The organism is Phosphitispora fastidiosa (genome assembly GCF_019008365.1).
Classification (GTDB): domain Bacteria; phylum Bacillota; class Thermincolia; order Thermincolales; family UBA2595; genus Phosphitispora; species Phosphitispora fastidiosa.
Map to the genome: position 1 here is coordinate 1 of NZ_JAHHUL010000006.1, position 23733 is coordinate 23733.

The 23733-nt window shown below is 47.3% G+C and carries 27 protein-coding genes and 3 pseudogenes; 18 read left to right on the forward strand and 12 right to left on the reverse strand.

Annotated features, from left to right (window positions below; translation table 11 throughout):
* Positions 1-451 precede the first annotated feature (451 nt).
* The 8 genes and pseudogenes from Ga0451573_RS07510 to Ga0451573_RS20270 all read right to left on the reverse strand — a co-directional run bounded on the left by Ga0451573_RS07510 (position 452) and on the right by Ga0451573_RS20270 (position 4150).
* The gene (locus Ga0451573_RS07510) at positions 452-1045 is read right to left on the reverse strand and encodes a Fic/DOC family protein (RefSeq protein WP_231683275.1); all 594 of its coding nucleotides are present in this window, start codon (positions 1043-1045) and stop codon (positions 452-454) included.
* Between the two features lie 8 nt (positions 1046-1053).
* Positions 1054-1239, reverse strand: a complete 186-nt coding sequence (locus Ga0451573_RS07515; RefSeq protein WP_231683276.1) for an antitoxin VbhA family protein — start codon at positions 1237-1239, stop codon at positions 1054-1056.
* A 401-nt stretch (positions 1240-1640) separates the two neighbouring features.
* The gene (locus Ga0451573_RS07520) at positions 1641-2183 is read right to left on the reverse strand and encodes a hypothetical protein (protein WP_231683277.1); all 543 of its coding nucleotides are present in this window, start codon (positions 2181-2183) and stop codon (positions 1641-1643) included.
* Between the two features lie 337 nt (positions 2184-2520).
* On the reverse strand, positions 2521-2823 hold the full coding sequence (locus tag Ga0451573_RS07525; protein WP_231683278.1) for a type II toxin-antitoxin system HicB family antitoxin: 303 nt from the start codon (positions 2821-2823) through the stop codon (positions 2521-2523).
* 62 nt (positions 2824-2885) lie between these two features.
* Entirely contained in the window at positions 2886-3356 is a 471-nt protein-coding gene (locus Ga0451573_RS07530) for a type II toxin-antitoxin system HicB family antitoxin (RefSeq protein ID WP_231683279.1), read from the reverse strand.
* Positions 3357-3379: 23 nt separating this feature from the next.
* Positions 3380-3573 (reverse strand): annotated as a pseudogene (locus tag Ga0451573_RS07535) (type II toxin-antitoxin system HicA family toxin).
* Between the two features lie 178 nt (positions 3574-3751).
* Positions 3752-3841 (reverse strand): annotated as a pseudogene (locus tag Ga0451573_RS20265) (transposase); the annotation flags it as partial.
* 174 nt (positions 3842-4015) lie between these two features.
* Entirely contained in the window at positions 4016-4150 is a 135-nt protein-coding gene (locus tag Ga0451573_RS20270) for a zinc ribbon-containing protein (RefSeq protein WP_353740069.1), read from the reverse strand.
* Between the two features lie 130 nt (positions 4151-4280).
* On the opposite strand from Ga0451573_RS20270, the gene Ga0451573_RS07540 reads away from it, so the two are divergent.
* The 8 genes and pseudogenes from Ga0451573_RS07540 to Ga0451573_RS07570 all read left to right on the forward strand — a co-directional run bounded on the left by Ga0451573_RS07540 (position 4281) and on the right by Ga0451573_RS07570 (position 9023).
* Positions 4281-4511 (forward strand): DUF2164 domain-containing protein, encoded by a 231-nt coding sequence (locus Ga0451573_RS07540; protein WP_231683280.1) that lies wholly within the window; start codon positions 4281-4283, stop codon positions 4509-4511.
* A gap of 114 nt (positions 4512-4625) precedes the next feature.
* On the forward strand, positions 4626-5090 hold the full coding sequence (locus Ga0451573_RS07545; protein ID WP_231683281.1) for a GNAT family N-acetyltransferase: 465 nt from the start codon (positions 4626-4628) through the stop codon (positions 5088-5090).
* Positions 5091-5174: 84 nt separating this feature from the next.
* Positions 5175-5507 (forward strand): winged helix-turn-helix domain-containing protein, encoded by a 333-nt coding sequence (locus Ga0451573_RS07550; protein ID WP_231683282.1) that lies wholly within the window; start codon positions 5175-5177, stop codon positions 5505-5507.
* A gap of 100 nt (positions 5508-5607) precedes the next feature.
* On the forward strand, positions 5608-6489 hold the full coding sequence (locus tag Ga0451573_RS07555) for an ABC transporter substrate-binding protein (RefSeq protein WP_231683283.1): 882 nt from the start codon (positions 5608-5610) through the stop codon (positions 6487-6489).
* A gap of 56 nt (positions 6490-6545) precedes the next feature.
* Positions 6546-7244, forward strand: coding sequence for an ABC transporter permease (locus tag Ga0451573_RS07560; protein WP_231683284.1), 699 nt, complete (start codon positions 6546-6548; stop codon positions 7242-7244).
* Positions 7241-7738: pseudogene (locus Ga0451573_RS20415) on the forward strand (ATP-binding cassette domain-containing protein); the annotation flags it as partial. The gene Ga0451573_RS07560 and the pseudogene Ga0451573_RS20415, both read left to right, overlap by 4 nt.
* A 150-nt stretch (positions 7739-7888) precedes the next feature.
* Positions 7889-8368, forward strand: coding sequence for a TOBE domain-containing protein (locus tag Ga0451573_RS20420; protein WP_435052287.1), 480 nt, complete (start codon positions 7889-7891; stop codon positions 8366-8368).
* 163 nt (positions 8369-8531) lie between these two features.
* The gene (locus tag Ga0451573_RS07570) at positions 8532-9023 is read left to right on the forward strand and encodes a superoxide dismutase family protein (RefSeq protein WP_231683286.1); all 492 of its coding nucleotides are present in this window, start codon (positions 8532-8534) and stop codon (positions 9021-9023) included.
* A 69-nt stretch (positions 9024-9092) separates the two neighbouring features.
* Here the strand turns inward: Ga0451573_RS07570 and Ga0451573_RS07575 are convergent, their stop codons facing one another.
* The 4 genes from Ga0451573_RS07575 to Ga0451573_RS07590 all read right to left on the reverse strand — a co-directional run bounded on the left by Ga0451573_RS07575 (position 9093) and on the right by Ga0451573_RS07590 (position 12615).
* Positions 9093-9983, reverse strand: coding sequence for a glycine betaine ABC transporter substrate-binding protein (locus Ga0451573_RS07575; RefSeq protein ID WP_231683287.1), 891 nt, complete (start codon positions 9981-9983; stop codon positions 9093-9095).
* Between the two features lie 11 nt (positions 9984-9994).
* A complete protein-coding gene (locus Ga0451573_RS07580) occupies positions 9995-10864 on the reverse strand; it encodes an ABC transporter permease (protein WP_231683288.1) in 870 nt (289 codons plus the stop codon).
* Positions 10857-12062, reverse strand: coding sequence for a quaternary amine ABC transporter ATP-binding protein (locus Ga0451573_RS07585; RefSeq protein WP_231683289.1), 1206 nt, complete (start codon positions 12060-12062; stop codon positions 10857-10859). Before Ga0451573_RS07585 ends, Ga0451573_RS07580 begins: the two co-directional genes overlap by 8 nt.
* A gap of 154 nt (positions 12063-12216) precedes the next feature.
* Positions 12217-12615 carry a GntR family transcriptional regulator gene (locus Ga0451573_RS07590; RefSeq protein ID WP_231683290.1) on the reverse strand — a complete coding sequence of 133 codons (399 nt, stop codon included), beginning with the start codon at positions 12613-12615 and terminating at the stop codon, positions 12217-12219.
* A 216-nt stretch (positions 12616-12831) separates the two neighbouring features.
* On the opposite strand from Ga0451573_RS07590, the gene priA reads away from it, so the two are divergent.
* From priA to Ga0451573_RS07640, 10 genes are all read left to right on the forward strand, one after another.
* Positions 12832-15297: a primosomal protein N' gene (priA, locus tag Ga0451573_RS07595; protein WP_231683291.1), complete on the forward strand. Its 2466-nt coding sequence runs from the start codon at positions 12832-12834 to the stop codon at positions 15295-15297.
* A 30-nt stretch (positions 15298-15327) separates the two neighbouring features.
* Positions 15328-15780: a peptide deformylase gene (def, locus tag Ga0451573_RS07600; RefSeq protein WP_231683292.1), complete on the forward strand. Its 453-nt coding sequence runs from the start codon at positions 15328-15330 to the stop codon at positions 15778-15780.
* A 58-nt stretch (positions 15781-15838) separates the two neighbouring features.
* Positions 15839-16798, forward strand: coding sequence for a methionyl-tRNA formyltransferase (gene fmt, locus Ga0451573_RS07605; RefSeq protein ID WP_231683293.1), 960 nt, complete (start codon positions 15839-15841; stop codon positions 16796-16798).
* Between the two features lie 416 nt (positions 16799-17214).
* Positions 17215-17916 (forward strand): zinc metallopeptidase, encoded by a 702-nt coding sequence (locus Ga0451573_RS07610; protein WP_231683294.1) that lies wholly within the window; start codon positions 17215-17217, stop codon positions 17914-17916.
* 89 nt (positions 17917-18005) lie between these two features.
* On the forward strand, positions 18006-19370 hold the full coding sequence (gene rsmB, locus Ga0451573_RS07615) for a 16S rRNA (cytosine(967)-C(5))-methyltransferase RsmB (RefSeq protein ID WP_231683295.1): 1365 nt from the start codon (positions 18006-18008) through the stop codon (positions 19368-19370).
* Positions 19371-19379: 9 nt separating this feature from the next.
* Positions 19380-20450, forward strand: coding sequence for a dual-specificity RNA methyltransferase RlmN (rlmN, locus tag Ga0451573_RS07620; RefSeq protein WP_435052288.1), 1071 nt, complete (start codon positions 19380-19382; stop codon positions 20448-20450).
* Positions 20437-21267 carry an FHA domain-containing protein gene (locus tag Ga0451573_RS07625; protein ID WP_231683296.1) on the forward strand — a complete coding sequence of 277 codons (831 nt, stop codon included), beginning with the start codon at positions 20437-20439 and terminating at the stop codon, positions 21265-21267. Before rlmN ends, Ga0451573_RS07625 begins: the two co-directional genes overlap by 14 nt.
* Positions 21268-21351: 84 nt before the next feature.
* A complete protein-coding gene (locus tag Ga0451573_RS07630; protein WP_231683297.1) occupies positions 21352-21732 on the forward strand; it encodes an FHA domain-containing protein in 381 nt (126 codons plus the stop codon).
* Positions 21719-22441 carry a Stp1/IreP family PP2C-type Ser/Thr phosphatase gene (locus Ga0451573_RS07635; protein ID WP_231683298.1) on the forward strand — a complete coding sequence of 241 codons (723 nt, stop codon included), beginning with the start codon at positions 21719-21721 and terminating at the stop codon, positions 22439-22441. The genes Ga0451573_RS07630 and Ga0451573_RS07635 overlap by 14 nt, the downstream gene beginning before the upstream one ends.
* Positions 22442-22454: 13 nt before the next feature.
* The gene (locus Ga0451573_RS07640; RefSeq protein ID WP_231683299.1) at positions 22455-23726 is read left to right on the forward strand and encodes an FtsW/RodA/SpoVE family cell cycle protein; all 1272 of its coding nucleotides are present in this window, start codon (positions 22455-22457) and stop codon (positions 23724-23726) included.
* Positions 23727-23733: the final 7 nt, after the last annotated feature.

Genomic DNA, 23733 nt, shown 5'->3' on the forward strand with positions numbered 1-23733 from the left:
CTTGTCAAAGTGACCGTGAAAACGATTAACATGCCGCATGTAGTCATTCTGAGTTTTGGGGCTGAACCCTGCAAGTTTCAGGTTCATTTGCATTTTCTCAAATAATCCGTCCATAGAACCAACTCCTTAAGAATTGTTTTTCTTTAATTCTAAAGGAAAAATGGTAGAATGAACGAATTTTTGGGGGAGGAAACAAAACAGCCAGTTTTAGCCAGCCACCGCGTCAGCGGTTTCGTTCAACAACTCTGGAAACGGCTCCGCTGTAGCCCCGCCCAACTTTCCCCGTCCTCAGGCTGTCACGATTTTTGCGACTATGGGGCAGTGTGTTGGGTGGCAAAAATCGCGCCAGCCGGTGGGGCGGAAAAGTTCATTTAGCTCCAATGCGTTATGTGAAATTCAACTAGGCGTTTTAGGGTCAAAAAAAGATGACCAATGAATTAACATTGTCACCTTAAGATGTTACACATCGTTTCATACAGTCAGTTAGATGTGTATAGTCCTTAATAGATTCTATTGATGCCTCAAGAAGTTCTTTGATATCAACAGCATCCCAGTTTAGATCAAAATTACAGTGTGCTGCCAGAGTTCGAATGAATTCGCGAGTTGCACGTCCGTTACCCTCTCTAAATGGTTGAATTGCATTGATTTCAGACATATAATAAGCCGCGCGATTTGAGAACACATCACTATTTGTACCTTTAAGATAGTTTTCAGATTGAAGTTTATTGAATAAATCAGTTGCAAATGGAACAATGTATTGGGACTGGGCAAAAGGAGTACCGTCTTTTGAGATGTTTTCATCCCTTATTAATCCGGCAAAAGGAAAAATATCTTGAAAAATATAATAATGTATTTTTTGCAGATGCTGCAGATCGAAATTATCGGTTAGAGGTTTAACAGCCAGTTCTAATAACCTCTGAGCTGAGTAAAGTGATTCGGCTTCCTTTAAAAGACGGGCATCCTTAATATCAAGTTTGTTTATTAGAATGTCTGCAGGATAGCAGTATTTTGAATTTAATGAACCATATTTCATTGAGATATCCATAAGAAATACTACCTGATTTTACCTTTAATATATTTTGTTATATCATCGATGGCTTGCTCACTGGTAACCTTCCCTCTAAGGTATCTGTGGCCATTTGTGATGGCCCGTTTATTCATTTTCAATCCTTCAATAGCAAGGGTAGCTTTTACATTAGATAGATTTTTCTTAATTTCATTATCACTCATTAACTTCATAATTTTTCATTCCTTTCAACACTGAACACACTTTCTATTACTATTATATTGTTTATTCTAACGGTAGTCAAAAAGGAAATCCTGAATAGAGAAGGAAATAAGAACAACTTGGGAGCCTAGTTGAACATCGCCTAAACCAGCTAGTAAACGTCAAGAGTTTTTTAAAAAATATTTTTTTCCCTTTTAAAAAGGCATAGCAAAGCAAGCCTACCAATGGTAGACTTAAGAAAAGCAGTAACCGTGTTGATTCTAGGTCAGTTTAAAGGGTTCGTTTTTTCGCCACATACCATAGATAATTCTTAGCAGTTTGTTAGCTGTAGCAACCAAGGCTACCATTTTAGGTTTACCCGTACCTACTTGTTTCAGATAATAGTTTTGCAATAGAGGATTTACAGATCCCTTTATAGTAGTGCGTATTGCGGCTTTGGCTGCTTGAAATAATGCCTTACGTAGGTAAGCAGACCGGCATAAGCTGTTAGCTGATGGTCACCAGAGAAACGGTTAACATCTTCAGCCAACTGAGCTTTGTGTGTCATGAGTATGCCAATGTACTCACGGAGAACACGTATGTTGGACTGTTGGGAGACTTTGTAGGGCAAACTTGCCTTGGCGGCGGCCAGTAATTTATCATAAATATTTTCCACCCATCCTTTTCGCTGATACTCTGCTTTAAGTAGTGCTAAAACATCTTCTTTAGCGGCTGCTAAAACACTTTCAGGAGTAGGAAAGGCAGCCAGCAGGTGCAGAGAAGAATCCCCGCAAAGTGCAGAGAAAACATTTGAGTAATAAGGGAAAAGCAGATCTAAAACGCTTTGGAATCTTAACTGGGACTCAATATATAACGAATTGATACCATCATAGTGCCGACATAAAACTCTTTGACTTTTGAAACGTCCAAACTTAAAGCAGGCTTGTACATATAAACCTCCTTTGACTCCAGGCAACCACCCATATCGAGTGTTGCGCCGAAACTGGTAACAGCTAGGTGAAGTATACACAGAGAACCATGCAGGCCGTAGGGAGGCCGTACTCCTGAAGCACATTCACACCGTAGTTTGCTTTTAACCAAATGAACTTAAACAGAATTGAAATTCTAATGAGAGATTATAATTTAGCCGGATACAATTGCTACTTAAAATGTGGTTTTAGAGAGGAAGGCAGAAACGTTAGATGAAATTCCGCCGTATGAATGCAAAAAAAGAAACCCTACAATTGTAGGGAATCATTACCTGAAGTTCTTATTCTGATGCCTTGAACCTAGGGCAGATGCAATTAGAAATACTAATTCTTGGCAGTATAAATCCAGCCCTTCTTAGTGTCATCTAGGTTAAGTAATGCTGCTTCCCTGGTATCACCATGAGTTACGCAACCAGGAAGGTCGGGATGTTCGGCAATCCAATAAGTGCCATGATTATCTGTTGACTTTTCCATTTTTATAGGGTACTCTAATGGCTCATATTGTTTGCATTGTTGTTCGATTTCTTCCAGGTTTTCAGGAATGTTAATAAATTCTTCAAGGGTCTTTTTAGAATTGAATAGATTTTTATCGATTTTTTCAAGGTTGATTTTCAGTTTGTTACTCATGTTTTTCATCCTCCTGAACAGTTCCAATAAAAAGAGAGGCCAATTCACTGGCCCGTCAGAAATTACTGTTTTTTAGTTAGACGTTTTTTAGGTTTGAGTAGATTTTGATAAGAAGGTTTTTCTTTGATTTTATTTAGCCCAAGGTAGGACATTAGAGCATTTTGTAAGACATGAGAGAAGTTGACTTTTCTCTCTTCTGCAAGATCATTTAACCATTTTGGAATTGTGAGTGTTTTTTTGATAGCTTTCTGTGCCATTTCATCCCGAATAGGGGGCATCCATACTTCAATTAGTGCGACAAATTGGTTTTTTGCCAAATTTAAACTTGAAATAGTCGATGACTCAGGGATGGATTCGGCTTCTTCCTCCAGACCATATAAATGAAGTTCTAATGCATCTTTAGCCATATAAAGTGCTTCATTTTCGGTATTACCGCATGAAAAGCATCCAGGTAGGTCAGGGAATTCTACCGATATACCATCTTGTTCAATAGAGAAGATAGCGGGGTATACATATTTGTCTTTTTTATTCATTGAGGTTGCCTCCTTGTGATTACCTAAAGATTAAGACTTGCTTGCTTTAAGATGTTTTTAACAGTTTTAGTTGGCAAGTCTTTATTGGGATGTGGGACAGTTACGAGTCCTTTTTTAGAGGGATGTTTTAACTGAAGATGGTCGCCTCTGGACCGAACTTCCTTCAACCATCATCGTATAGTATTTTAAGTATTTCTCTGGATGAATATGATTTCATGTTAGGCTCCTTTAAAAACATCTTCAAACACATTATAACACGTGTGACAATACGTGTCAAAAACAACTCGGGAGGATAGCCGTACATCGCCTAACATTTTAGCCGTGTTTCCGCAGTCGAGCATGCAAAAACACCGGCTAAGCACTGGCATCACCGGTGTCAAGTCATTGTGGTTAAGCTACAATGGGCGGGGAGAAGTTCCTGGGTGACGAATCTTGACGAACATCTGTGGCAGAATATGCAGCAGGAACCGTCGAATGAACTCCTGTGCAGCTACTTTCCACGCCTATGCGCTGGGCCTATTCACAAGAACGCCAGTATGGTATGTATCTCCACATGTATTACAGTTATTTTTGTTTTGCAAAAACAAAAAAGCGTACCGATTGGCACGCTCATTCAGGATAAATCTTAATCTTTATTTGGTACTCCTGTTCACTTGAAGTTACTTGGTAAACTGGGTGTTTTTGCATTTTGGACATGTAGGAACTTCCTCAGTTTTAGTTAATTTTACCGGTTCTTTACAAGAGAGACAGTAGTAGGTTCCTTGTCCTGGTCTTTCACCTGCTGCATATGCCATTTTTTATAACCTTCCCTCAGAAGAATTTACTCATTCGCCACATCGTATCATATAAGGAAGGCATATACAACAAATATTTTGGTTTACTCTTTTTCGGGTTGTCCGGAAGACACAATGAGGAGGAAAGTACATGAGTAATAAAATCAAATTAACCAAGGAAAAGCGGGAAGATATGATAGCATCAATTAAAACATATTTTTCAAAGGAAAGAGACGAGGAACTTGGAGACTTGGCATCGGGATTTGTGTTGGACTTTATCATAGAAAAGCTGGCCCCCGAGTTTTATAATCAGGGTGTCCAGGATTCATATGCCTACATGAATGAGAAAATTGAAGATTTATTAGAAATACAGAAGTGCTAGGATGCCGGGTTGACGCCGGATTTTACCTTGTTTGCCGCGTAGCCAAATAATCCCCTTAGGGATATTACCAGATATTCGGAAATATAGTATAATAGCCAACAGGGGGGAGTTAAAATGGCTAAATACGTCTATCAGGTAGAAGAAGAGATTCGAGGTACTTCAATTGCTGCCAGAGGGAAAACGTCATGGCAGGACCTGGCATCTGCATTCGGGCGGCAGCTGCAGCAGGAACTCATAGCCCGGTTCGGACTGCATACCTGCATTTTTTCGGGTGATGATGGTGTCGAGCTTGCTCAGGGCTGTGCCGGTATGGGAAAGGACTGGTTTAATTTCAAGTTTAGGATTTTCGCCGATATAGCCATTTATCTTGATATGATAAATATACCGTACGAATGGCGTCACCGAGGCGTGGGGTTATTCCTGGTAAATGAATTAAAGGAATTTGCCCGGGGGCACGGTTTAGGTTATATTTTCCTTGGCTCCTATGAACCGTCAAACCCCTTCTGGGAAGACTGCGGCTTTGTGAAAATTACGGACTATCCTGATTTTGTTATCGGGATTGATTCCATGGCCAAATAACGAAAAAAGTTTCTAATATTTGCAGGAATTCCCAAACTGCTGTCGTAACAAGATAAAGTAAAGCAGGTGGAGGCGAAAAGCTGAATGGATTTTAAGCTCAAAATATGGCTTGAAAAGGATGAACAGCCTGTTTTCGGCAGGGGCTTGCTTTGTCTGCTGACCCTGATCAGGCAGCATGGTTCCATAAGAAGGGCTGCTGAAGACCTCGGGATGTCTTACCGGCAGGCATGGGGCAGTATTAAAAAGGCCGAAAGCCGCCTTGGGGTCAAATTATTAATAAAGCACGTGGGAGGTGAATCCGGAGGGGGAGCACAGCTTACAGATGAGGCCAGGCAGTTGATGCTCAAATATGGGGACTTTATGCGTGATGCTGAGGAAGCTGTTAAGCTTGTTTATGCCAGATACTTCGAGCAGTAATTTTTTTCTGCTCGTTATGCTTAGCTGAGCATAACGGTTTTAGATGTAATTTAAACTAGAAGCGAGAAGAATAAAGGAAGATTATTGAGGAGGTTCGACAATGTTCACAAAAAACAGGTTATGGGTTATAATGTTGATTGTCTTAATGCTGACGGTATCAGCAGCCGGCTGCACGGGAGCCAACCAGGAACCGCCAAAGGAGGATGCCGGTAAACAGGTACAGGAACCGGCTGTTAAGGAGGTCATACTGGCCACAACTACCAGTACCACTGACAGTGGACTGCTGGATGTACTTAAGCCGGAGTTTGACAAACAGACCGGTTATGACCTGACAATAGTATCAGTAGGCAGCGGAGCAGCCATTGCCATGGGTGAAAAAGGGGAGGCTGATGCCCTGCTGGTGCACTCCCCCAAAGATGAACAGAGGATTGAAGATTCCGGAGTTGCTGTAGACAGGCAGCTTGTCATGCATAATGATTTTGTGCTGGTTGGTCCTGCTGATGACCCGGCAGGAATCAAGGGTCAGCCTGTAGAAGAGGCATTTAAGGCCATCGCAGATAAGAAGGCCCTGTTCCTCTCCCGGGGAGATGAGTCCGGGACTCATAAGAAAGAGCTTGGAATCTGGGAAAAAGCCGGTATATCACCTGCTGGTGAGTGGTATCAGGAAACTGGGACCGGGATGGGCGCTACCCTTAATGTTGCTGCCGAAAAAAAGGGATATACCCTTACTGACCGTGCTACATACCTGGCCCTGAAGGAAAATATGAACCTGCAGATTCTTCTGGAAGGTGATCAGGCTCTGCTTAATATCTATCATGTAATGCAGGTAAATCCGGAGATGTTTGATAAGGTTAATGTGGAGGGCGGCAAAGCATTTGTTGATTTTATGGTTGCTCCCGAAACTCAGGAGATAATAAAGACCTTTGGCAGTGATAAATTTGGTCAGCCGCTGTTTTTCCCTGACGCCGGGAAAGAGGAATAAGCTGGTCTCACAGTGATCAACCATCAGCATAATACGAGTCAAACGGAGTGTAGGTAATGGAATCAGTTTGGATAGGAATCCGGGAGGCTGTCAGGCTTTTATTGACAGGAGACCCGGAAGTCCTTAGAATTACTTTTCTTACGTTAAAAGTATCGGGGACAGCTACTCTAATCAGCCTGGTCCTGGGAATACCGCTGGGGGCTTTCTTAGCCTTGGGCAGGTTTCGCGGCCGCAGGTTCCTGATGTCTTTGGTTAACACAGGCATGGGAATGCCGCCTGTGGTTGCCGGCCTTTGGGTGACATTATTTATGTGGCGAAATGGACCTCTGGGGTTTTTCCACTTGATGTATACTCCTTCGGCGATGGTTATCGCCCAGTCAGTAATTGCAGCTCCCATTATTACAGGAATTTCTGCAGCTGCCTTCCAGCAGGTTAACGGAAGGCTCAGACTCCAAATATTGGCTTTGGGGGCTTCCAGGCTGCAGATGGGGATACTTCTGCTGCGTGAAGTAAAACTGCCATTGATGGCTGCCGTTATGGCGGGATTTGGAGGGGTAATATCTGAGGTTGGAGCTTCGACAATGGTTGGGGGTAATGTCCTGGGGCGGACCAGAGTGCTGACAACTGCTACGGTAATGGAGGTTTCCAAAGGCAACTACGATATTGCCATCGCCCTGAGTGTCATTTTAATGGTCCTGGCTTATGGAGTCACCTTAGCCCTGACAATTCTGCAGCAACGGGGGAACCGCACATGATACAATCGCAGACGACTGACCTGGTTTTGAGTGCCAAGGGAGTTTCTGTAATCAAGGATAAAAAGCAGATTCTTGAAATATCTGAGACTTCTGTTTACACCGGTGAGTTCCTGGCAATAACAGGACCAAATGGAGCGGGCAAGAGTACCCTGCTTAAAGTCCTGGGGTTTCTGGAACCGGTTTCAGCGGGAGAGATTTCTTTTAAAGGCACACCGGTGAAGACTGCAAGGGACATCCTTGCTGCCAGGAGAAGGATGGCTATGGTTTTCCAGGATCCCCTGCTCCTTTCGGGCACAGTTTTGTACAATGTGGCTGTTGGTCTAAAGCTGCGGGGCATATCAAAAGATAAACGACTGCCGCTGGCAGCGCATTGGCTGGAGAAACTGAAGATCGCCCACCTGGGCAAGCGAAATGCACATACCCTGTCGGGTGGTGAGGCCCAAAGGGTCAGTCTGGCCAGAGCTTTGGCTCTGGAACCTGATGTATTGTTTATGGATGAGCCCTTTACTTATCTGGACCTGCCCACCAGGGCGGCTCTGGTCAGTGAATTGAAAGAAATTCTTGCCGAAACAGGCACAACGGCAGTTATGGTGACTCATGACCTTAATGAAATGCCCTTTCTGGCAGACCGTCTGCTTGTGATGATGGAAGGGGAGATTGCCCAGACGGGGCCGGTAAACCGGGTATTGTCGTATCCCGGGAATATTTGTGTTGCCGAGTTCCTCGGAGTGAGCAACATATGGCCCGGCAGGATTAGCGGGGGTGAACCTGGGCGGTACACGGTAACACCTGCTGCAGATAAGGGCACAGTTTTGGAGGTATGCACCGGCTGGGACGGAGGCTATTCCCGCGATAGAGATGTGTCGGTTTGCATCAGACCCGAATACCTTACAGTTACCACAGATAAGGACAAACATGTTCCGGGAACTAATCGGTTAGAGGGGATAATCTTAGAGGTCTACCCCTATGGATACAGTTACAGGCTCAAAATAGAGGCAGGTATCGGAAGGGACCTAAAACTTGTTGCCCTGGTGCCGGCGGCTCATTTTTTAAAGCCTCCTAAACCGGGTGAGGCAGCCGGGGTCTACATTCCGCCGGAAAAAATTCATATGATACAGGATTAATACCGGGTTAGCAGTGGGTTAATACCGGATTAGGTTTTAATCAATACAGGCGCTTCCCGATTGGCAGGGGAAGCGCCTGTATTTTGGTGCGGCTTTGAGAACACCTTCAGGTTTATCTTTACATAGAGTAAAGTGAAAACATATTTTCCGGGAGGTAATTTTGATGCTTACAAATTGGTGGCCCCTTACTGATACAGGAGCGGCTGTCGCCTATATCAAAGGGGGCCCGCTGGCCCCCGACATTAATGGTATTGTTATATTCAGGAATGTGTCTGGCGGAACCCTTGTATCGGCAGATATTGCAGGGCTGCCGCCGTACCGTCCTGCTGAAGGTGAGAGGGACTCGGTAGGGCCTCATGGGTTTCATATACATGATAGGGGAAATTGCCAAATCGGAGACCCTAATGACCCGTTCCAGGCGGCAGGAGAGCATTGGAATCCGGATAACCAGCCTCATGGAAATCACGCGGGAGATTTCCCGGTGCTGTTTTCTAACGGGGGCTGTGCCATGATGACCTTCTTTACCGGCAGGTTCAGGGTTAGGGATGTCATAGGCAGGGCTGTTATAATTCATCAAAATCCCGATGATTATCGGACCCAGCCGGCCGGTGATGCCGGGAAGCGGCTGGCATGCGGGGTGATTGGGTCTGTTTGAAAGCAAGGAAGAGGCAGATGATTCCTCTGGGAATATCTGCCTCTTCGAAGTTTTTTGCCAGATTATTAATTATTTAAGCCAGGCGTCAACCTTATCGGAATTGTTCTCTACCCATTCTTTGGCCGCATCTGCCGGTTCCATACCGCTTTGGACTTTAACCATGACTGCCGCCATATCGGCAGGTTCCCAGCTAAACTTGTCGAGGAAGTTATATACTTCCGGCATATCGTCTTTCAGGCCCTGGCGGACCAGGGTGTGGATTTCTTCTTCACCGCCATAGATTCCTTTGGGGTCATCGAGATACTTGAGCTCCCATTTGGCAAATTTCCAATGCGGAGTCCAGCCGGTGACTGCAATCCATTCCTCTGCATTAACGGCTTTCTCCAGTGAAGCTGCCATTGCCGCACTGCTGCTGTCCTGGAGCTTCAGGTCAAGGCCGTAATCAGTAATGGCTTGCTCTGTAGCCTGCATGATCCCTGCTCCGGGCTCAATACCGACGATGCGTTCCTCGAACTTATCTTTTGCTCCATTCAGTTCTTCAATAGAATTAATTGTCACATATTCAGGAACTACCAGGCCAATTTTAGCTCCCGTGAGATTGGCACCCAGGTCTTCTACCTTATCGCCTACTTCTTCCATAAAGGCTTTGTGGGTCCCTGGCAGCCAAGCTGCAACCATACCGTCGAAACTGCCTTCTGCGACTCCCTGGAACATGACCCCGGCATCAACTGGGGTTATCTTTGTTTCATAACCAAGCTTGTCTTCCAAAATGGCTTGCACTACATGGGTACTGGCAATTTCAGAATCCCATTCAACATATCCCAATTCCACCTGGCCTTTGCTTTCAGGCTTGGTGTTTTGTTCACCGGGTGCGTTTTCACCATTCCCTGTACATCCTGCCAATGATACCAGAAGCAGGATAGAGAGTACAGCAGTTAAAATACGAAATTTCCTTGACATACATCAACCTCCTAAGTATTTTTTTTATTTCTTTTCCCCAGGCTTTGAGTAATCCGGTCTAGGATAATAGCAAGGATTACTACACCGAGGCCGCTTTCAAAGCCCATCCCCACTTTAAGCCTGGAAATAGCCCGCAGCACCAGTCCACCCAGTCCGCCGGCGCCAATCATGGCTGCGATGACTACCATTGAGAGAGCCAACATTATAGATTGGTTTATTCCAGCCATAATTGTAGGCATTGCCATAGGCAGCTGGACCTTGAACAATTTCTGCCGCGGTGTGGAGCCAAAGGCTTCAGCCGCTTCTATGAGTTCCTCGGGAACCTGCCTGATGCCCAGACCGGTAAGCCTGATGGTTGGGGGCATGGAAAAAATAACAGTTGCAAATGTAGCCGAGACAACGCCGATATCCAGGAGCATTATTGCCGGGATGAGGTAAACAAAAGCTGGCATTGTCTGCATGAAGTCCAGCAGGGGTGTGAGTATATTGTTTGCCATTTTGTTCCTGGCAGTCAGTATCCCCAGCGGCATCCCGAATAAAAACGAAATAGAGGTCGCTACAGTAACCAGTGACAGGGTTTCCATGGTGGCGCTCCACAACCCCAGGTTATATATCAGGCTGAGCCCGAAAAGTGTAAAAAGTGCAATTCTCCGACCCGCCAGAAACCAGGCCAGGACTGCAAAAGCCAGAATCAAAAGGGGTGATGGAATAAAAAGGAGTGTGTCCACCATCCCGTCAATAACCGTGTCAATACCTTTAGTTACCGCATCAAAAAAGGTCTCCAGGTTGTCTCTGAGAAAAAAGATAAAACCTTCAACCCAGCTGCCTATGGGAATTTTAGTCTGCATAATGTCAGTAACAGGTTGAAAAATATCAGACATCTGCTGAACCCCCTTTACCCATCTGGCCGGCAAGTCCTGCCAGAACCGAACCGCGTATAATAATACCCTTTAACTTATCATCTTCATCCAAAACCGCCAGGGGCAGTTTGGACTCAGCTATAGTAGGGAGCAGATCGGTTACCGGAGTATCACTGCTTACTCTGGGTACGGCAGTCAGCAGAATGGAATCCAGGGTCTTCTCGCCTTTTTCGGCTGCGGCCAGGGCTTCTTCTGCCAGCACCACTCCTTTTAAGGTGCGTTCTTTATCAACCACAAATATGCTGGACAGTCCGTTTTCCTTCATCCTTCTCAGAGCAACACGGGGCCCGTCTTTGAGCATCAATAGCGGTGAAGGGGCCTTCATGACATCTGAAGCAGTAAGAACTTTACTCCTGTCAACATCCTCAACAAACCTTTCCACATACTCATCAGCAGGAGAGGTCAGGATTTCTTCAGGTGTACCTATCTGGACCACTTCCCCGTCTTTCATCAGAGCTATCCTGTCCCCGATTTTAAGAGCTTCATCAAGGTCATGGGTAATAAAGATGATGGTTTTGTTCATCTTTTTTTGCAGGTCCAGGAGTTCGTCCTGCATCTCTTTTCTTATCAACGGGTCCAGGGCGCTGAAGGCCTCGTCCATCAGCAGTATATCAGGGTTTGAAGCTAAGGCCCTGGCCAGGCCGACTCGCTGCTGCATGCCTCCGCTCAGTTGGTCAGGCAGGTTGTTTTCCCAGCCTGTTAAACCGACCAGATCAAGGGCTTGCTGGGCTTTTTTTTCACGCTCTGCTTTATCAAATTCCTGGATTTCAAGACCAAAAGCGGCATTCTCCAGTATAGTCCGGTGCGGGAAAAGAGCAAAACGCTGGAAAACCATGCCGAGCTTTTTTCTGCGGATTTCCCTGAGGGCATTCTTGTCCATTATGGTAATATCCTCACCGTCGATAAACACTTTACCGCTGGTGGGCTCAATTAGCCTGTTCAGGCACCGGATGAGAGTAGATTTCCCGCTTCCGGAAAGCCCCATGACAACAAATGTTTCACCTTCATCAACTGAAAAGCTGACATTATTGATTCCTACCGCTTGTTTTGTTTTGGCCAGGATATCATCCTTGGATTTTCCCTCTTCCAGGTACTTTAGGGCTTTTTCGGGATGGTCCCCGAATATTTTGACAAGCTTGTCTATAACTACTTTGGGCAAATTATACCACCATCTTTTCGGGTTATATTTCCAAACATCCGCCAACTTAATTGTAGTATAGCAAGTTGTCGGATGTCAACCATTGATTGGAACGTTTAATTTATTATGTTTTTATCTAAAGCAAATGATGCGTTGATTAAAAAAAAGACCTCCACTATGAGTGGAGGTCTTTATTCTGCAGGCTGGCCAAAACCAGCAGTGTTTTGATGGTATTTTCAATTTCCTCTTCCAGTTGTTGTTTTTCCCGGAAGAGCTGTCCTAGTTTAGCTTCTATTTCAGAAACGACACTGCCCAGGTTTTCGCCTTCTACATACCGGGCAGCCTTTTCCCGGGAATTAACGATGACTCCCTTGCTGGGAATGCTCCTGACAATATCACACCCCTCCAGGAGTGAAATGGCCTTCCGGATGGTTTCCGGAGACACCTGGTACTTTCCGGCTAAAAGGGATCTGCCTCTTAGACTGCTTCCTTCAGAATAAATTCCTTCAGAGATTGCCTGGGCCAGGTCGACGGCAATAATCTCATATCTGGCGATACCCGGTTTACGGGACATATTAATCCTTCCTCCAACTCTTATTTCAATTTCCTCTGGAAAATTAAGTCTCTGAAATTAACTGCTAATTAGATTTTACAGAACTAAGAACCATATTGTCAACAAAAGGAGACGGGAAAAGATGCAGACCCGGTTTAGTTCTTTAACATAAAAAGCACATCTGCTATAATATAGATATTATGGTAACATAGCCGAAGTGTAGTTAACGGAGGAATTATGACAAATAAGCCTTTTGCAGAAGTAATTGTAGATATATCCGCCAGAAACCTTGACCGGGTTTTTCATTACAGCATCCCTCCGGAAATCAACGTACCCCTGAGAGCGGGCGCCAGAGTTGTGGTATCGTTTAGCGGCAGGAAGGTAGAAGGTTATATTGTTGGTTTTTCTGATGTGTCGGAGGTTTCCGGCATAAAAAATATAAGTGAGGTTCTTGACCCCGAGACCTGGCTGCCTGCTGACCTGATTGCTCTTGCCGGATGGATGGCCGACAGGTACATGTGTTCCACCGTTACAGCTATAAAAGCACTTATGCCTGCCGGCGCCAGGACGACCGGACAGACATTTTTTGTTCCGGCAGATTCCCCTGAGGTGGTTCCTGTGGCTCTGCTGGCCGGTCTGGAAAGAGAAGTATTTGACTATGTCTGCCGCAGGGGTAAAGTCCCCCAAAAAGAAATGTTCAGCAGGTTTGGGGGCCGGGAACTGGAGACGGTTCTCAAAGAACTTGGCAGCAGGGGCCTGATAGAGGTTGTCAGGGTAATTAAACCCAGGCTGAAACCACGTCAGGTCCAGGTGATTGAATTAGCGTTAAACCGTGAGGAATGCGAAAGAGTAATAAAAGATATAGCGGGCAAGGCGCCAAAACAGGGTGCAGTTCTGAGAACAGTTTACGAGTATGGCAGCCTGCCGGCCGCTGAGCTCTCCGGTTTGGCCGGAACAACACCGGCAACTGTCAGAGAACTGATTAAGAAGGGTTATCTGGCAGCCAAGACTGTTGAAATAAGACGAGACCCCTATGCATCACGATCATTTACCGAAACAGAACCACTAAAGCCGACACCTGAGCAGGAAAAAGCGCTGCAGAGGCTGCAAAAAGCCATAACATGCAGCAGACTTGAGACATTTCTGCTGCATGGGGTTACCGGCAGCGGAAAAACCGAAGTGTACCTGCAGGCTATAGATTGCTGTATTAAATCTGGAAAACAGGCCATCGTACTGGTTCCGGAAATTTCCCTGACTCCCCAGATGGTGGAAAGGTTCAAAGGGCGCTTCGGGAACCTGGTGGCTGTTTTACACAGCCGTTTGTCTGCGGGGGAGCGCTATGACGAGTGGCGGCAGATTAAAACAGGAAGGGTTCGGGTTGTTGTAGGGGCCAGGTCGGCGGTTTTTGCACCCTTTGATAAACTGGGCCTGATTATTATTGATGAAGAACATGAAACCTCATATAAGCAGGAGGACAGTCCCAAGTACCATGCCAGAGAAGTTGCCATTGCCCGGGGCAGGCTTACTAACTGTGTTGTTGTGCTTGGCAGTGCGACACCGTCCCTGGAGTCTTATTCCAGGGCTCTTGCCGGAAGGTACAGCCTGCTGACCATTGAAAACAGGGTCAGCGGACAGGCGCTGCCGGAGGTTACAATTGTGGACCTGCGGGAAGAGATGAAAGCAGGCCACAGGAGTATCTTCAGCAGGGAACTTATTGGACGAATTGGGGATGTTTTGGCTCGCAGGGAGCAGGTTATTCTCTTTCTGAACAGGAGAGGCTATGCGACTTTTATTGTTTGCAGGGAGTGCGGGCTGGTTATGAAATGCCCCAAATGCAGTATTACACTTACCCTGCATGCAGATGAACATGAACTCAGATGTCACTACTGTGACTTCAGGATAAAAGCCCCGAATATATGTCCTGATTGTGCCAGCGCCAGCATAAGGCAGTTTGGGGTGGGCACCCAGAGGGTGGAAAGTGAGATTGCCAGGTGGTTTCCCGATGCCCGGGTGGCCAGGATGGATATGGACACAACTACCGGAAAGGGTTCTCATGAGAAAATTCTAAACAGGTTCCGGGATGGCGGCATTGATATTCTGGTAGGAACCCAGATGATTGCAAAAGGTCTGGATTTCCCTGGGGTGACCCTGGTAGGTGTGATTACTGCAGATACATCTCTGAATCTGCCGGATTTCAGGGCCGCGGAAAGAACCTTTCAGCTCCTTACTCAGGTGGCCGGCAGGGCCGGGCGCGGCAAAAGACCGGGTGAAGTCGTTGTTCAGACATATACCCCGGAACATTATAGTGTGGTATATGCAAAAAACCATGATTACAGGGGTTTTTTCCGGGAAGAATTAACCTTAAGGGAAATTCTTGAGTATCCGCCATACTGCTCACTGGTGCGCATAGTTATTTCCGGAAAGACTGAAAATAACGTTATCCAGGGTAGTGAGATGACAGCATCAAAACTTTCACAGGAGTTTAGCCGGTACAGCCTTGGGATAACACAGCCCCTGCTGGGGCCGGCGCCGGCGCCTTTGAGCAAACTGCGCAACCGGTACAGGTGGCAGATTTGCATCAGAGGAACTCCCGGAAGCCTGCTGCGCAGGGTCATCCGGAAAGCGCTGGAATCGCAGCAAAATGACCCCCTGTTTGCCACACTGAAGGTCAGTGTTGATGTTGACCCACTTGGTATGATGTAATATGTTGCTTATTCATAAGGAGGTAGAGCGATGGCGGTATATAGAATTGTGGAGATGGGTGAGCCGGTACTAAGGGAGAAGGCACGACCGGTACCTAAGATAACACCAAATGTGATTAAACTGCTGGAAAATATGGCAGAAACCATGTATGAAGCCAGGGGTGTGGGCCTGGCAGCTCCTCAGGTTGGTGTATCCAAAAGGATTGTAGTGGTGGATGCGGGTGATGGTCTTATTGAGCTGATAAATCCCGAAATTATTTCCCAAGAGGGTCTGGCCACAGATTCTGAGGGTTGTCTCAGTATTCCCGGGATCAGCGGAGAAGTGCAGCGGGCAGCAAGAGTTACAGTCAGGGCACTGGACAGGGAAGGCCGGGAAAGGGAATATGAGGGTGAGGGGCTTTTAGCCCGTGCCTTCCAACATGAGCTAGACCACCTGGAAGGGATTCTGTTTGTTGACAAAGCACAGAATATCAAGAAAACCTAATACAATTCCAAAGCCCGGCAGATTATTGCCGGAAGGGATTTAAAGCGAGGTAATCAATATGCGAATAGTATTTATGGGGACACCGGACTTTGCTGTCCCGTGTCTGAAGGCGCTAAAAGATTCGGGCCATGAAATTATAACAGTGGTGACCCAGCCGGATAGGCCTAAGGGCAGGGGGCACAGGCTTACCCCCCCTCCTGTAAAAAAGGCTGCTCTGGAAGCCGGCTTAAGGGTCTGGCAGCCGGAAAAAATTAAAACACCGGAATGTGTTGCCGAGCTGCGGCAGTTGTCTCCTGATATTATTGTGGTTGTGGCTTTCGGACAGCTGCTTTCCAAAGAAATACTGGAAATTCCCCGGTATGGGTGTATTAATGTACATGCTTCATTGCTGCCAAAATATCGCGGGGCTGCTCCTATTCACTGGGCAGTGATTAATGGGGAAAGTGAGACCGGGGTCACCATAATGCAGATGGATGTGGGACTTGATACCGGTGATATGATTCTGATGGGAAGGGTTCCGGTTGCGCCTGAGGACACGACGGGAACGGTCCATGATAAACTGGCGGAAATGGGGGCGGAATTGCTGGCAAAGGCAATAAACCGGATAGAATCAGGGAAGGCTGAGAGGGTTCCGCAGGATAATACCTCTTCCAGCTATGCACCGCTTTTGACAAAAGAAATTGAAAAGATTGACTGGACCAGGAGTTCTGTTGAGATATTCAATCTGGTCAGGGGCCTGAATCCCTGGCCCGGAGCCTATACCCAGCTCGGTGACAAGATCCTTAAAATATGGGGAACCCAGGCCTGTACAATTGACAGGATTCCGGGTCCGATACCCGAATTTTCCGGGCATCAGCCCGGGGAAGTACTTGGAATTATACCTGAAGTCGGGTTTGCGGTGGCTACCGGAAACGGATGTTTGGCAGTAACTGACCTGCAGCTGCAGGGAAACCGGAGGATGAAGGCAGCGGACTTTGTTCACGGACACAATATTACCAAGGGAGTGTTCCTGGATTAGATACAACGTTGGCTCTCGGAAATGACCGTGAGCGAATATGGTGAGGCATTGTACCGATTTTCAGCACTGCCGCCTATGAGTCTAAGCTGCTGCCCCCCGGCAACAAGGCAGCGTCCCCGAACTCGATGGCTCATTGGGTTTTCTTCATAAGATGGCCGCCTCCCGTTTTGGCGGGCCAAAACTTACCGGCGGCCTTCGCCATCTTCGGACATGCGGGGACTCTCTGCCTTGTTGCCGGTGATTTGCAGCAAGACTCATAGCGGCGTCAGTGCAAGGAAAATCTTGTATAACACCTCACCACATTCTGCGGTCATTTCCGGAGCCAACGGGGAACGAACCAAAAGTCCAAGGTATAAATCCTTGGATATCAATGAAATTGTATTTCGTGAGACTTATACTGAGAAGGAGGTTGACGAATGTTTCCTTTTTTATTCTTTGAGCCTACGATGCTTATCCTGATACCGGGACTGATACTGGCAATGTATGCCCAGTTTAAGGTAAAGAGTACTTTTGCCCGGTATCTGCGGGTTAAGGCAGCATCCGGTTATACCGGGGCCCAGGTAGCCAAAAAACTGCTGGAAGAGGCCCGCATCCATGACGTCACTATTGAACAAACAGGCGGTCACCTTTCAGATCATTATGACCCCAGGAAGAAGGTCCTCAGGCTGAGTCAGGAGGTATATAACGGATCATCACTGGCCTCACTTGGTGTGGCTGCCCATGAAACAGGCCATGCCATGCAGCATCACAATGGCTATCTGCCCCTGAACATCAGGGCGAATCTGGTTCCTGTGGCACAGATTGGTTCCACTGCGGCTTTCCCGATATTCTTTATCGGTCTGATTTTTCAGACCGGATGGCTGTTAACAGCAGGAATATACCTGTTTACAGCAGTGGTCCTGTTTCAGATAGTCACCCTGCCGGTGGAGTTCAATGCCAGCAGCCGCGCTCTTGCGGGCCTGGAACGGGGAGGGTACATCTCTGCCGGAGAAGCGGGAGGGGCCAAAAAGGTCCTCAATGCCGCTGCTCTTACATACGTCGCCGCAGTGCTAATGAGCCTGCTGCAGCTAGTGCGGCTGCTTGTGTTATCCGGTATGTTCGGAAACAGGGACGATTAAGACAGAGTATACAAAGGCAAATAGGGCGAATCGCAAAGGCGCATAAGGCAGAAATCGGAGTTAGGACGTAAGCAGAAGGGAAGAGCGGTTTGAAAAAGAAAACAGCCCGTAGTATGGCTCTTGAAGTATTATATGCAGTTGACAACGATGGGGCGTATTCAAATATTGCCCTTAACGGCATTCTTGAAAGATACCAGCCGGAAAAGACTGACCGGGGATTTATTACCGAACTTGTATATGGAACTCTAAGGCACTTGGGGACTATTGACTGGGTGTTGGGCAGGTTCCTGAAAAAGCCGCTGGAAACGCTTCCGGTATGGATAAAGAATATCCTGCGTATGGGTGTCTACCAAATACTTTACCTGGAAAGGGTTCCTGATTCAGCAGCCTGTAATGAATCCACCAACCTGGCCAAGAACTTTGGGCATCCCGGAACCGTCAAACTGGTTAACGGAGTTCTCCGGAATGTGGCCCGCAACAGAGACAGCCTGGAATTTCCTGACATAGCCCGGGACCCGGTCAAGGGGATTTCAATCAGGTATTCCCATCCCGAATGGCTTGTGGGCAGATGGGTAGAAGAGTTTGGCGCTGCCGGGGCTGAGGAACTCTGCCGGGCTAATAATGAGATTCCGCCAAATGCCGTGCGGACCAACACACTTAAGACCACCAGGGAGGAACTGCAGAAATTGCTGGAAAAGGAAGGTGTGCATGCAGTACCCGGGGATTTCGCGGCCGAAACACTGATTATTGAGGGATTCCGCTCTGTTGGCAGTCTGACCGCTCACAGGTCAGGGCTGTTCATGGTTCAGGATGAGAGTTCAACTATGGTGGGTCATGCCGTAAGCCCGGAGCCGGGAAGCCTGGTGATAGATGCCTGCAGCGCCCCCGGAGGGAAATCGGCTCACCTGGCCCAGTTGATGGGGGACAGGGGGCAGGTTATAAGTGTGGATGTCCATCCACATAAAATAAGGCTTATTGAGGAAAACGCCGCCCGGCTGGGGATAACCATAATTAATCCTGTAGTGCATGACGCCACAGAGCTTGACAGCAGGTGGGCCGGGGAAGCTGACTATATTTTGGTTGATGCGCCCTGCTCGGGATTGGGGGTTCTTAGAAGGCGCCCTGAAATCAGATGGAGGAAAGAACCGGGACAGATTGCCCATCTGCATGAGCTGCAGGTGAAAATCCTGCAGAGTGCAGCCAGATGCCTGAAACCGGGTGGTGTCCTGGTTTACAGTACCTGTACCATGACACCTGAGGAGAATATCGATACTGTGAGGGAATTTCTCGATACACATGGTCAATTTCAGTTGGAAAGCCTGGCAGGTTTTTTGCCTGAAGCTTTAAGAAACATTAAGGGAACCGATACGATGGAACTGGGATATGTACAGTTTTTTCCGCATATCCATGGTACTGACGGGTTTTTTATCAGCCGCATGAGAAAGCAGAAGTGACAGCCGGTGATTACATTGAATAAAAGCAAAACTATCAATTTGATGGACCTGAGTATTGAGGAGACCGGGGAACTGGTGGCCGGGCTTGGCGAACCTCGATTTAGGGCTGCCCAGATATATAAATGGGTTCATCAGAAGGGGGTTAGCCGGTTTGATGAAATGACCGACCTGTCTCTTAAACTAAGGGAGAGGCTGCAGGCTTTAACCACTCCGGGAAGCCTTGAAATCCTTACCAGACAGAAGTCAAAGGATGGAACAGTAAAATTTCTCTTTGGACTTGCAGACAGAGAGACTGTCGAGAGTGTTTTTTTACCACATGACTATGGCAACAGTGTCTGTGTTTCCACCCAGGTGGGCTGCCGGATGGGGTGCGGCTTTTGTGCCTCAACGATGGGAGGTTTGGTAAGGAACCTGACTCCGGGAGAAATCTACGCCCAGGTTACCGGGATTCAGAATGATACCGGTAAAAGGGTAAGCAGCATAGTGATTATGGGTTCCGGTGAGCCGATGGATAATCTGGACCATGTACTGAAATTTATTACCATGATTACTGCAGCCTCGGGACTTCAAATCGGGGCCAGGCATATCACCTTATCCACCTGTGGAGTGGTTCCCGGAATCATGAAGCTTGCAGCCTTTGACCTGCAGATTACCCTGTCTGTTTCTCTGCATGCTCCCAATGACCTGCTCCGTGATACGATGATGCCGGTCAACAGGAAATATCCTGTCAGGCAGCTCATGGAAGCCTGCCGTGAATATATCTCCGTGACTAACCGCAGGGTAACTTTTGAATATGCGCTCATTAAGGGGGTTAACGATTCTGCCGGCCAGGCGGAAGAACTGGTTAGGCTCCTCCGGGGCATGCTCTGTCATGTAAACCTGATACCCTTAAACCGGGTGGATGAACGGGAGTACCGGCAATCAGACCGGGAGCGGGTCCAGAACTTTAGAGAGGTTCTTGAAGGGGCGGGAATACCGGTTACTGTCCGCCGGGAAAAAGGGGCAGATATCGATGCCGCCTGCGGTCAGCTCCGGCGCCGGGCGGTTAAAGAATGGAGGTGGCCGGATGGGCTTCTTTAATAAGCTGGAGAAGATTTCGGAAAAATACATAGAGGGCTTTTTTAAAAACAAGTTTGCTGACCATATCCAGCCTGCTGAGATTGCCAAGCTCATTATGAGGGAAATGCGTGACCACAAAAATGTCAGTGTTTCCAAGGTTTATGTGCCTAATGAATTTAAGGTGCTATTGGGGGAAGAGGACTGGAAAACTGTTTCCCCGGTGCGCCAGGCCTTGGCTAATGAGCTGCGGGAATTTGCGCAGCAAAAGGTGCAGAGCAGGGACTACAATATAGTAGGCGAAATCACAGTCACATTTGAACTTGATAAAAGCCTGCAGCTAGGGAATATAGCTGTTCACAGCTCTTTTTCCGAGGAACTGCCGGGAACTGCTGCCAAGGCTCCGTCTCTGCCTGCAGAAATTGCGAATGAGCAGCCTGGCAGGTTTTCTGATTCAACTATTATAGCTGAAAAAATTAAGTTTTATAAACCGGCGCCAGGGGGGGCGGGCCAGGATACCCTTACCGGGAAAGCCGCCGTCACGGTGCGGCCCAGGGCTTTGCTGGAACAAAAAGCCGGCACCCGGGACCATAAGAAATTCCCTCTCAGTGAGCAGGGGGTTATCATGGGGAGGCGGAGAACCAGTGATATCCCGCTTGAAGACTCCAATATATCCAGGGTTCATGCATCCATTGACTTTATGGAGGGGAGTTTTTTCATTACCGACCTGGGAAGCACTAACGGTACCTTCGTAAATGGGATCCGCATCAGCAAGAAGAAACTGGCAGATGGGGACCGCATCAGGATGGGGACAACATTCCTGGAATTCAGGCTGGTGTAGCTTATGAAGGCGATTCTATTAATAATAAAGTTCATTACTTTGGCAATTATATATATTTTTTTATTGAGGGTATTTTATTTTATAGTGACTGACTTGCGGCGCCGGGGGAATAGAGCTTTTGGTCAGGCCGAAGCCTCCCGGGCATCCAGCGGGGCGGAGCTGGTGATTACTGGAAGCGATGACCCGGCTCTGAAACAGGGTGAGGTTATTTATCTGGACAGGCAGACCCATCTGGGCAGGGGCAGTCATAATAATATAAAGCTGACCAGCTCATTTGCATCTCATAATCATGCCAGGATTATTTTTCAGGATGACGGGTTTTTTTTGGAGGATTTAAACAGCATAAATGGAACATATATTAATGGTGTACGAGTCAATGAATCAGTTCCTCTGGTGCATGGTGATACTATAGCTGTTGCGGGAGTAACCTTCAAGTTTGTGAGGTGGGAGTATGAAGTGGAGTAAGCTGTCCCATGTTGGATTGGTAAGAAAGAATAATGAAGATAACTGCTGTGTCTGTGATGACCTGCAGCTATTAGCCGTAGCTGACGGAATGGGGGGGCACAAGGCAGGGGAGGTGGCCAGTAAACTGGCTCTTGATGCTATCTCAGGATACCTGCGGAAAAACAGCGCTGTCTTGGAGGAGGACCCGATCGAAGCTCTGCAAATGGCCTTCAGGCATGCCAATACGACAGTGTATGAATATGCCCAGAAAGACAGGGAAAATTTCCGCGGTATGGGGACAACTGTCACCGCAGCCCTGATCAGGGGTGAAAAAGTATATATTGCCCACGTGGGGGATTCCCGGGCTTATTTGGTACGGGGTTCTGTAATTAAACTCTTGACCAGTGACCATTCACTGGTCAATGAACTGCTGCTGAACGGCAGCCTGACAGAAGAGGAGGCGGAAAACCACCCCCAGAAGAATGTGCTGACAAGGGCAATCGGTACAGCCGCATCTGTAGATGTGGATGTAGTTAAAGAAAATGTTATTGAAGAAGATATTATACTTCTATGTACCGACGGTTTGTCCAATATGATTAACGTTGAAGAGATAGGTCAGATGGCAGGTGCGGGAGAAACCCTGGGAGCACGCGCCAGACATTTTATTGATAAGGCCCTGGACAGGGGCGGAGATGATAATATTACGGTAGTACTTTACCAGGCAGAATAGCCGGGGGATTGATATGATGTATTCCGGAAAACGTGAGCATGAGCGGTCGCTATTTATATATGTGATCCTATTTCTCTGGATGGGATTGCTAGGTCTTTTTGGAGCTGACAGCGAAACTTTTGCGGCAGCTGGCTTTAAGCAGCCGCTCCTGTTTGCAGCCCTAGTAAGTTTGGGATTGATAGCGGTCCATTTGCTGTTGGAAAAATGGCGGTTCCGGGGTGACCAGTTCCTGTTTCCACTGACCTCAATGTTGAGTGTAGCTGGACTGGTAATGATACTTAGGCTGGAACCGGATTATGCCATGCGCCAGTCAATTTGGTTATTTACAGGCTTGGCTGCTTTTTTGGCCACGGTCAGACTGCTGCAAAACTATAAAAGACTTGAAGATTATAAATATATTTACATACTGGCAGCGCTTATTCTGCTGCTGGCCACAATATTGTTTGGAGTGGAAGCCGGTGGTGCGCGAAGCTGGATAGACCTAGGTATTGCCAGATTTCAGCCCTCGGAAATCGTTAAGATCATCCTGGTTATTTTCCTGGCCAGTTACCTGGAGGAAAAGAGAGAGGTTCTTACTGAGGGGACCAGAAACCTTTGGGGTATTCCTGTCCCCGGCGTACAGTACATCGGACCTCTTCTGGTAATGTGGGGTTTTTCCCTGGCGCTGCTGATTTTTCAGAAGGATCTGGGCACTGCGCTGATTTTCTTCGGGACATTTTTGGTCATGATCTATATATCGACGGGAAGGTGGTCTTACGTTTTATTTGGCAGCGTTCTCTTTGGTTTTGGAGCAACAGTATGCTATTACGTTTTCAGTCATGTCAGGGTCAGGGTTGCTATATGGATGAATCCCTGGGCTGATATTGAAGGTAAGGGTTATCAGATTATCCAGTCCCTGTTTGCCCTGGGCTCCGGGGGAACATTTGGGACCGGAATCGGTCTGGGTCAGCCAAACCTGATACCGGCTGTGCATACAGATTTTGTTTTTTCTGCCTGGAGTGAGGAAACAGGGCTGGCAGGGGCAATCGCAATCCTTATCATTTATTGCTTCATAATTTATCGGGGCTTTCGCATTTCGCTGGCTGCACATACAGGTTTTGGGGCCCTGCTGGCTGCAGGCTTGACATCACTGCTGGCTGTGCAGACTCTGGTTATAGTTGGCGGGGTGACTAAGCTTCTGCCTCTGACGGGGGTGACCCTTCCCTTTGTCAGCTATGGCGGCAGTTCCCTGGTTTCCAGTTATATAATGCTGGGGCTGCTGATGAGGATATCAGCTGAAGGCTAGAAAAAGA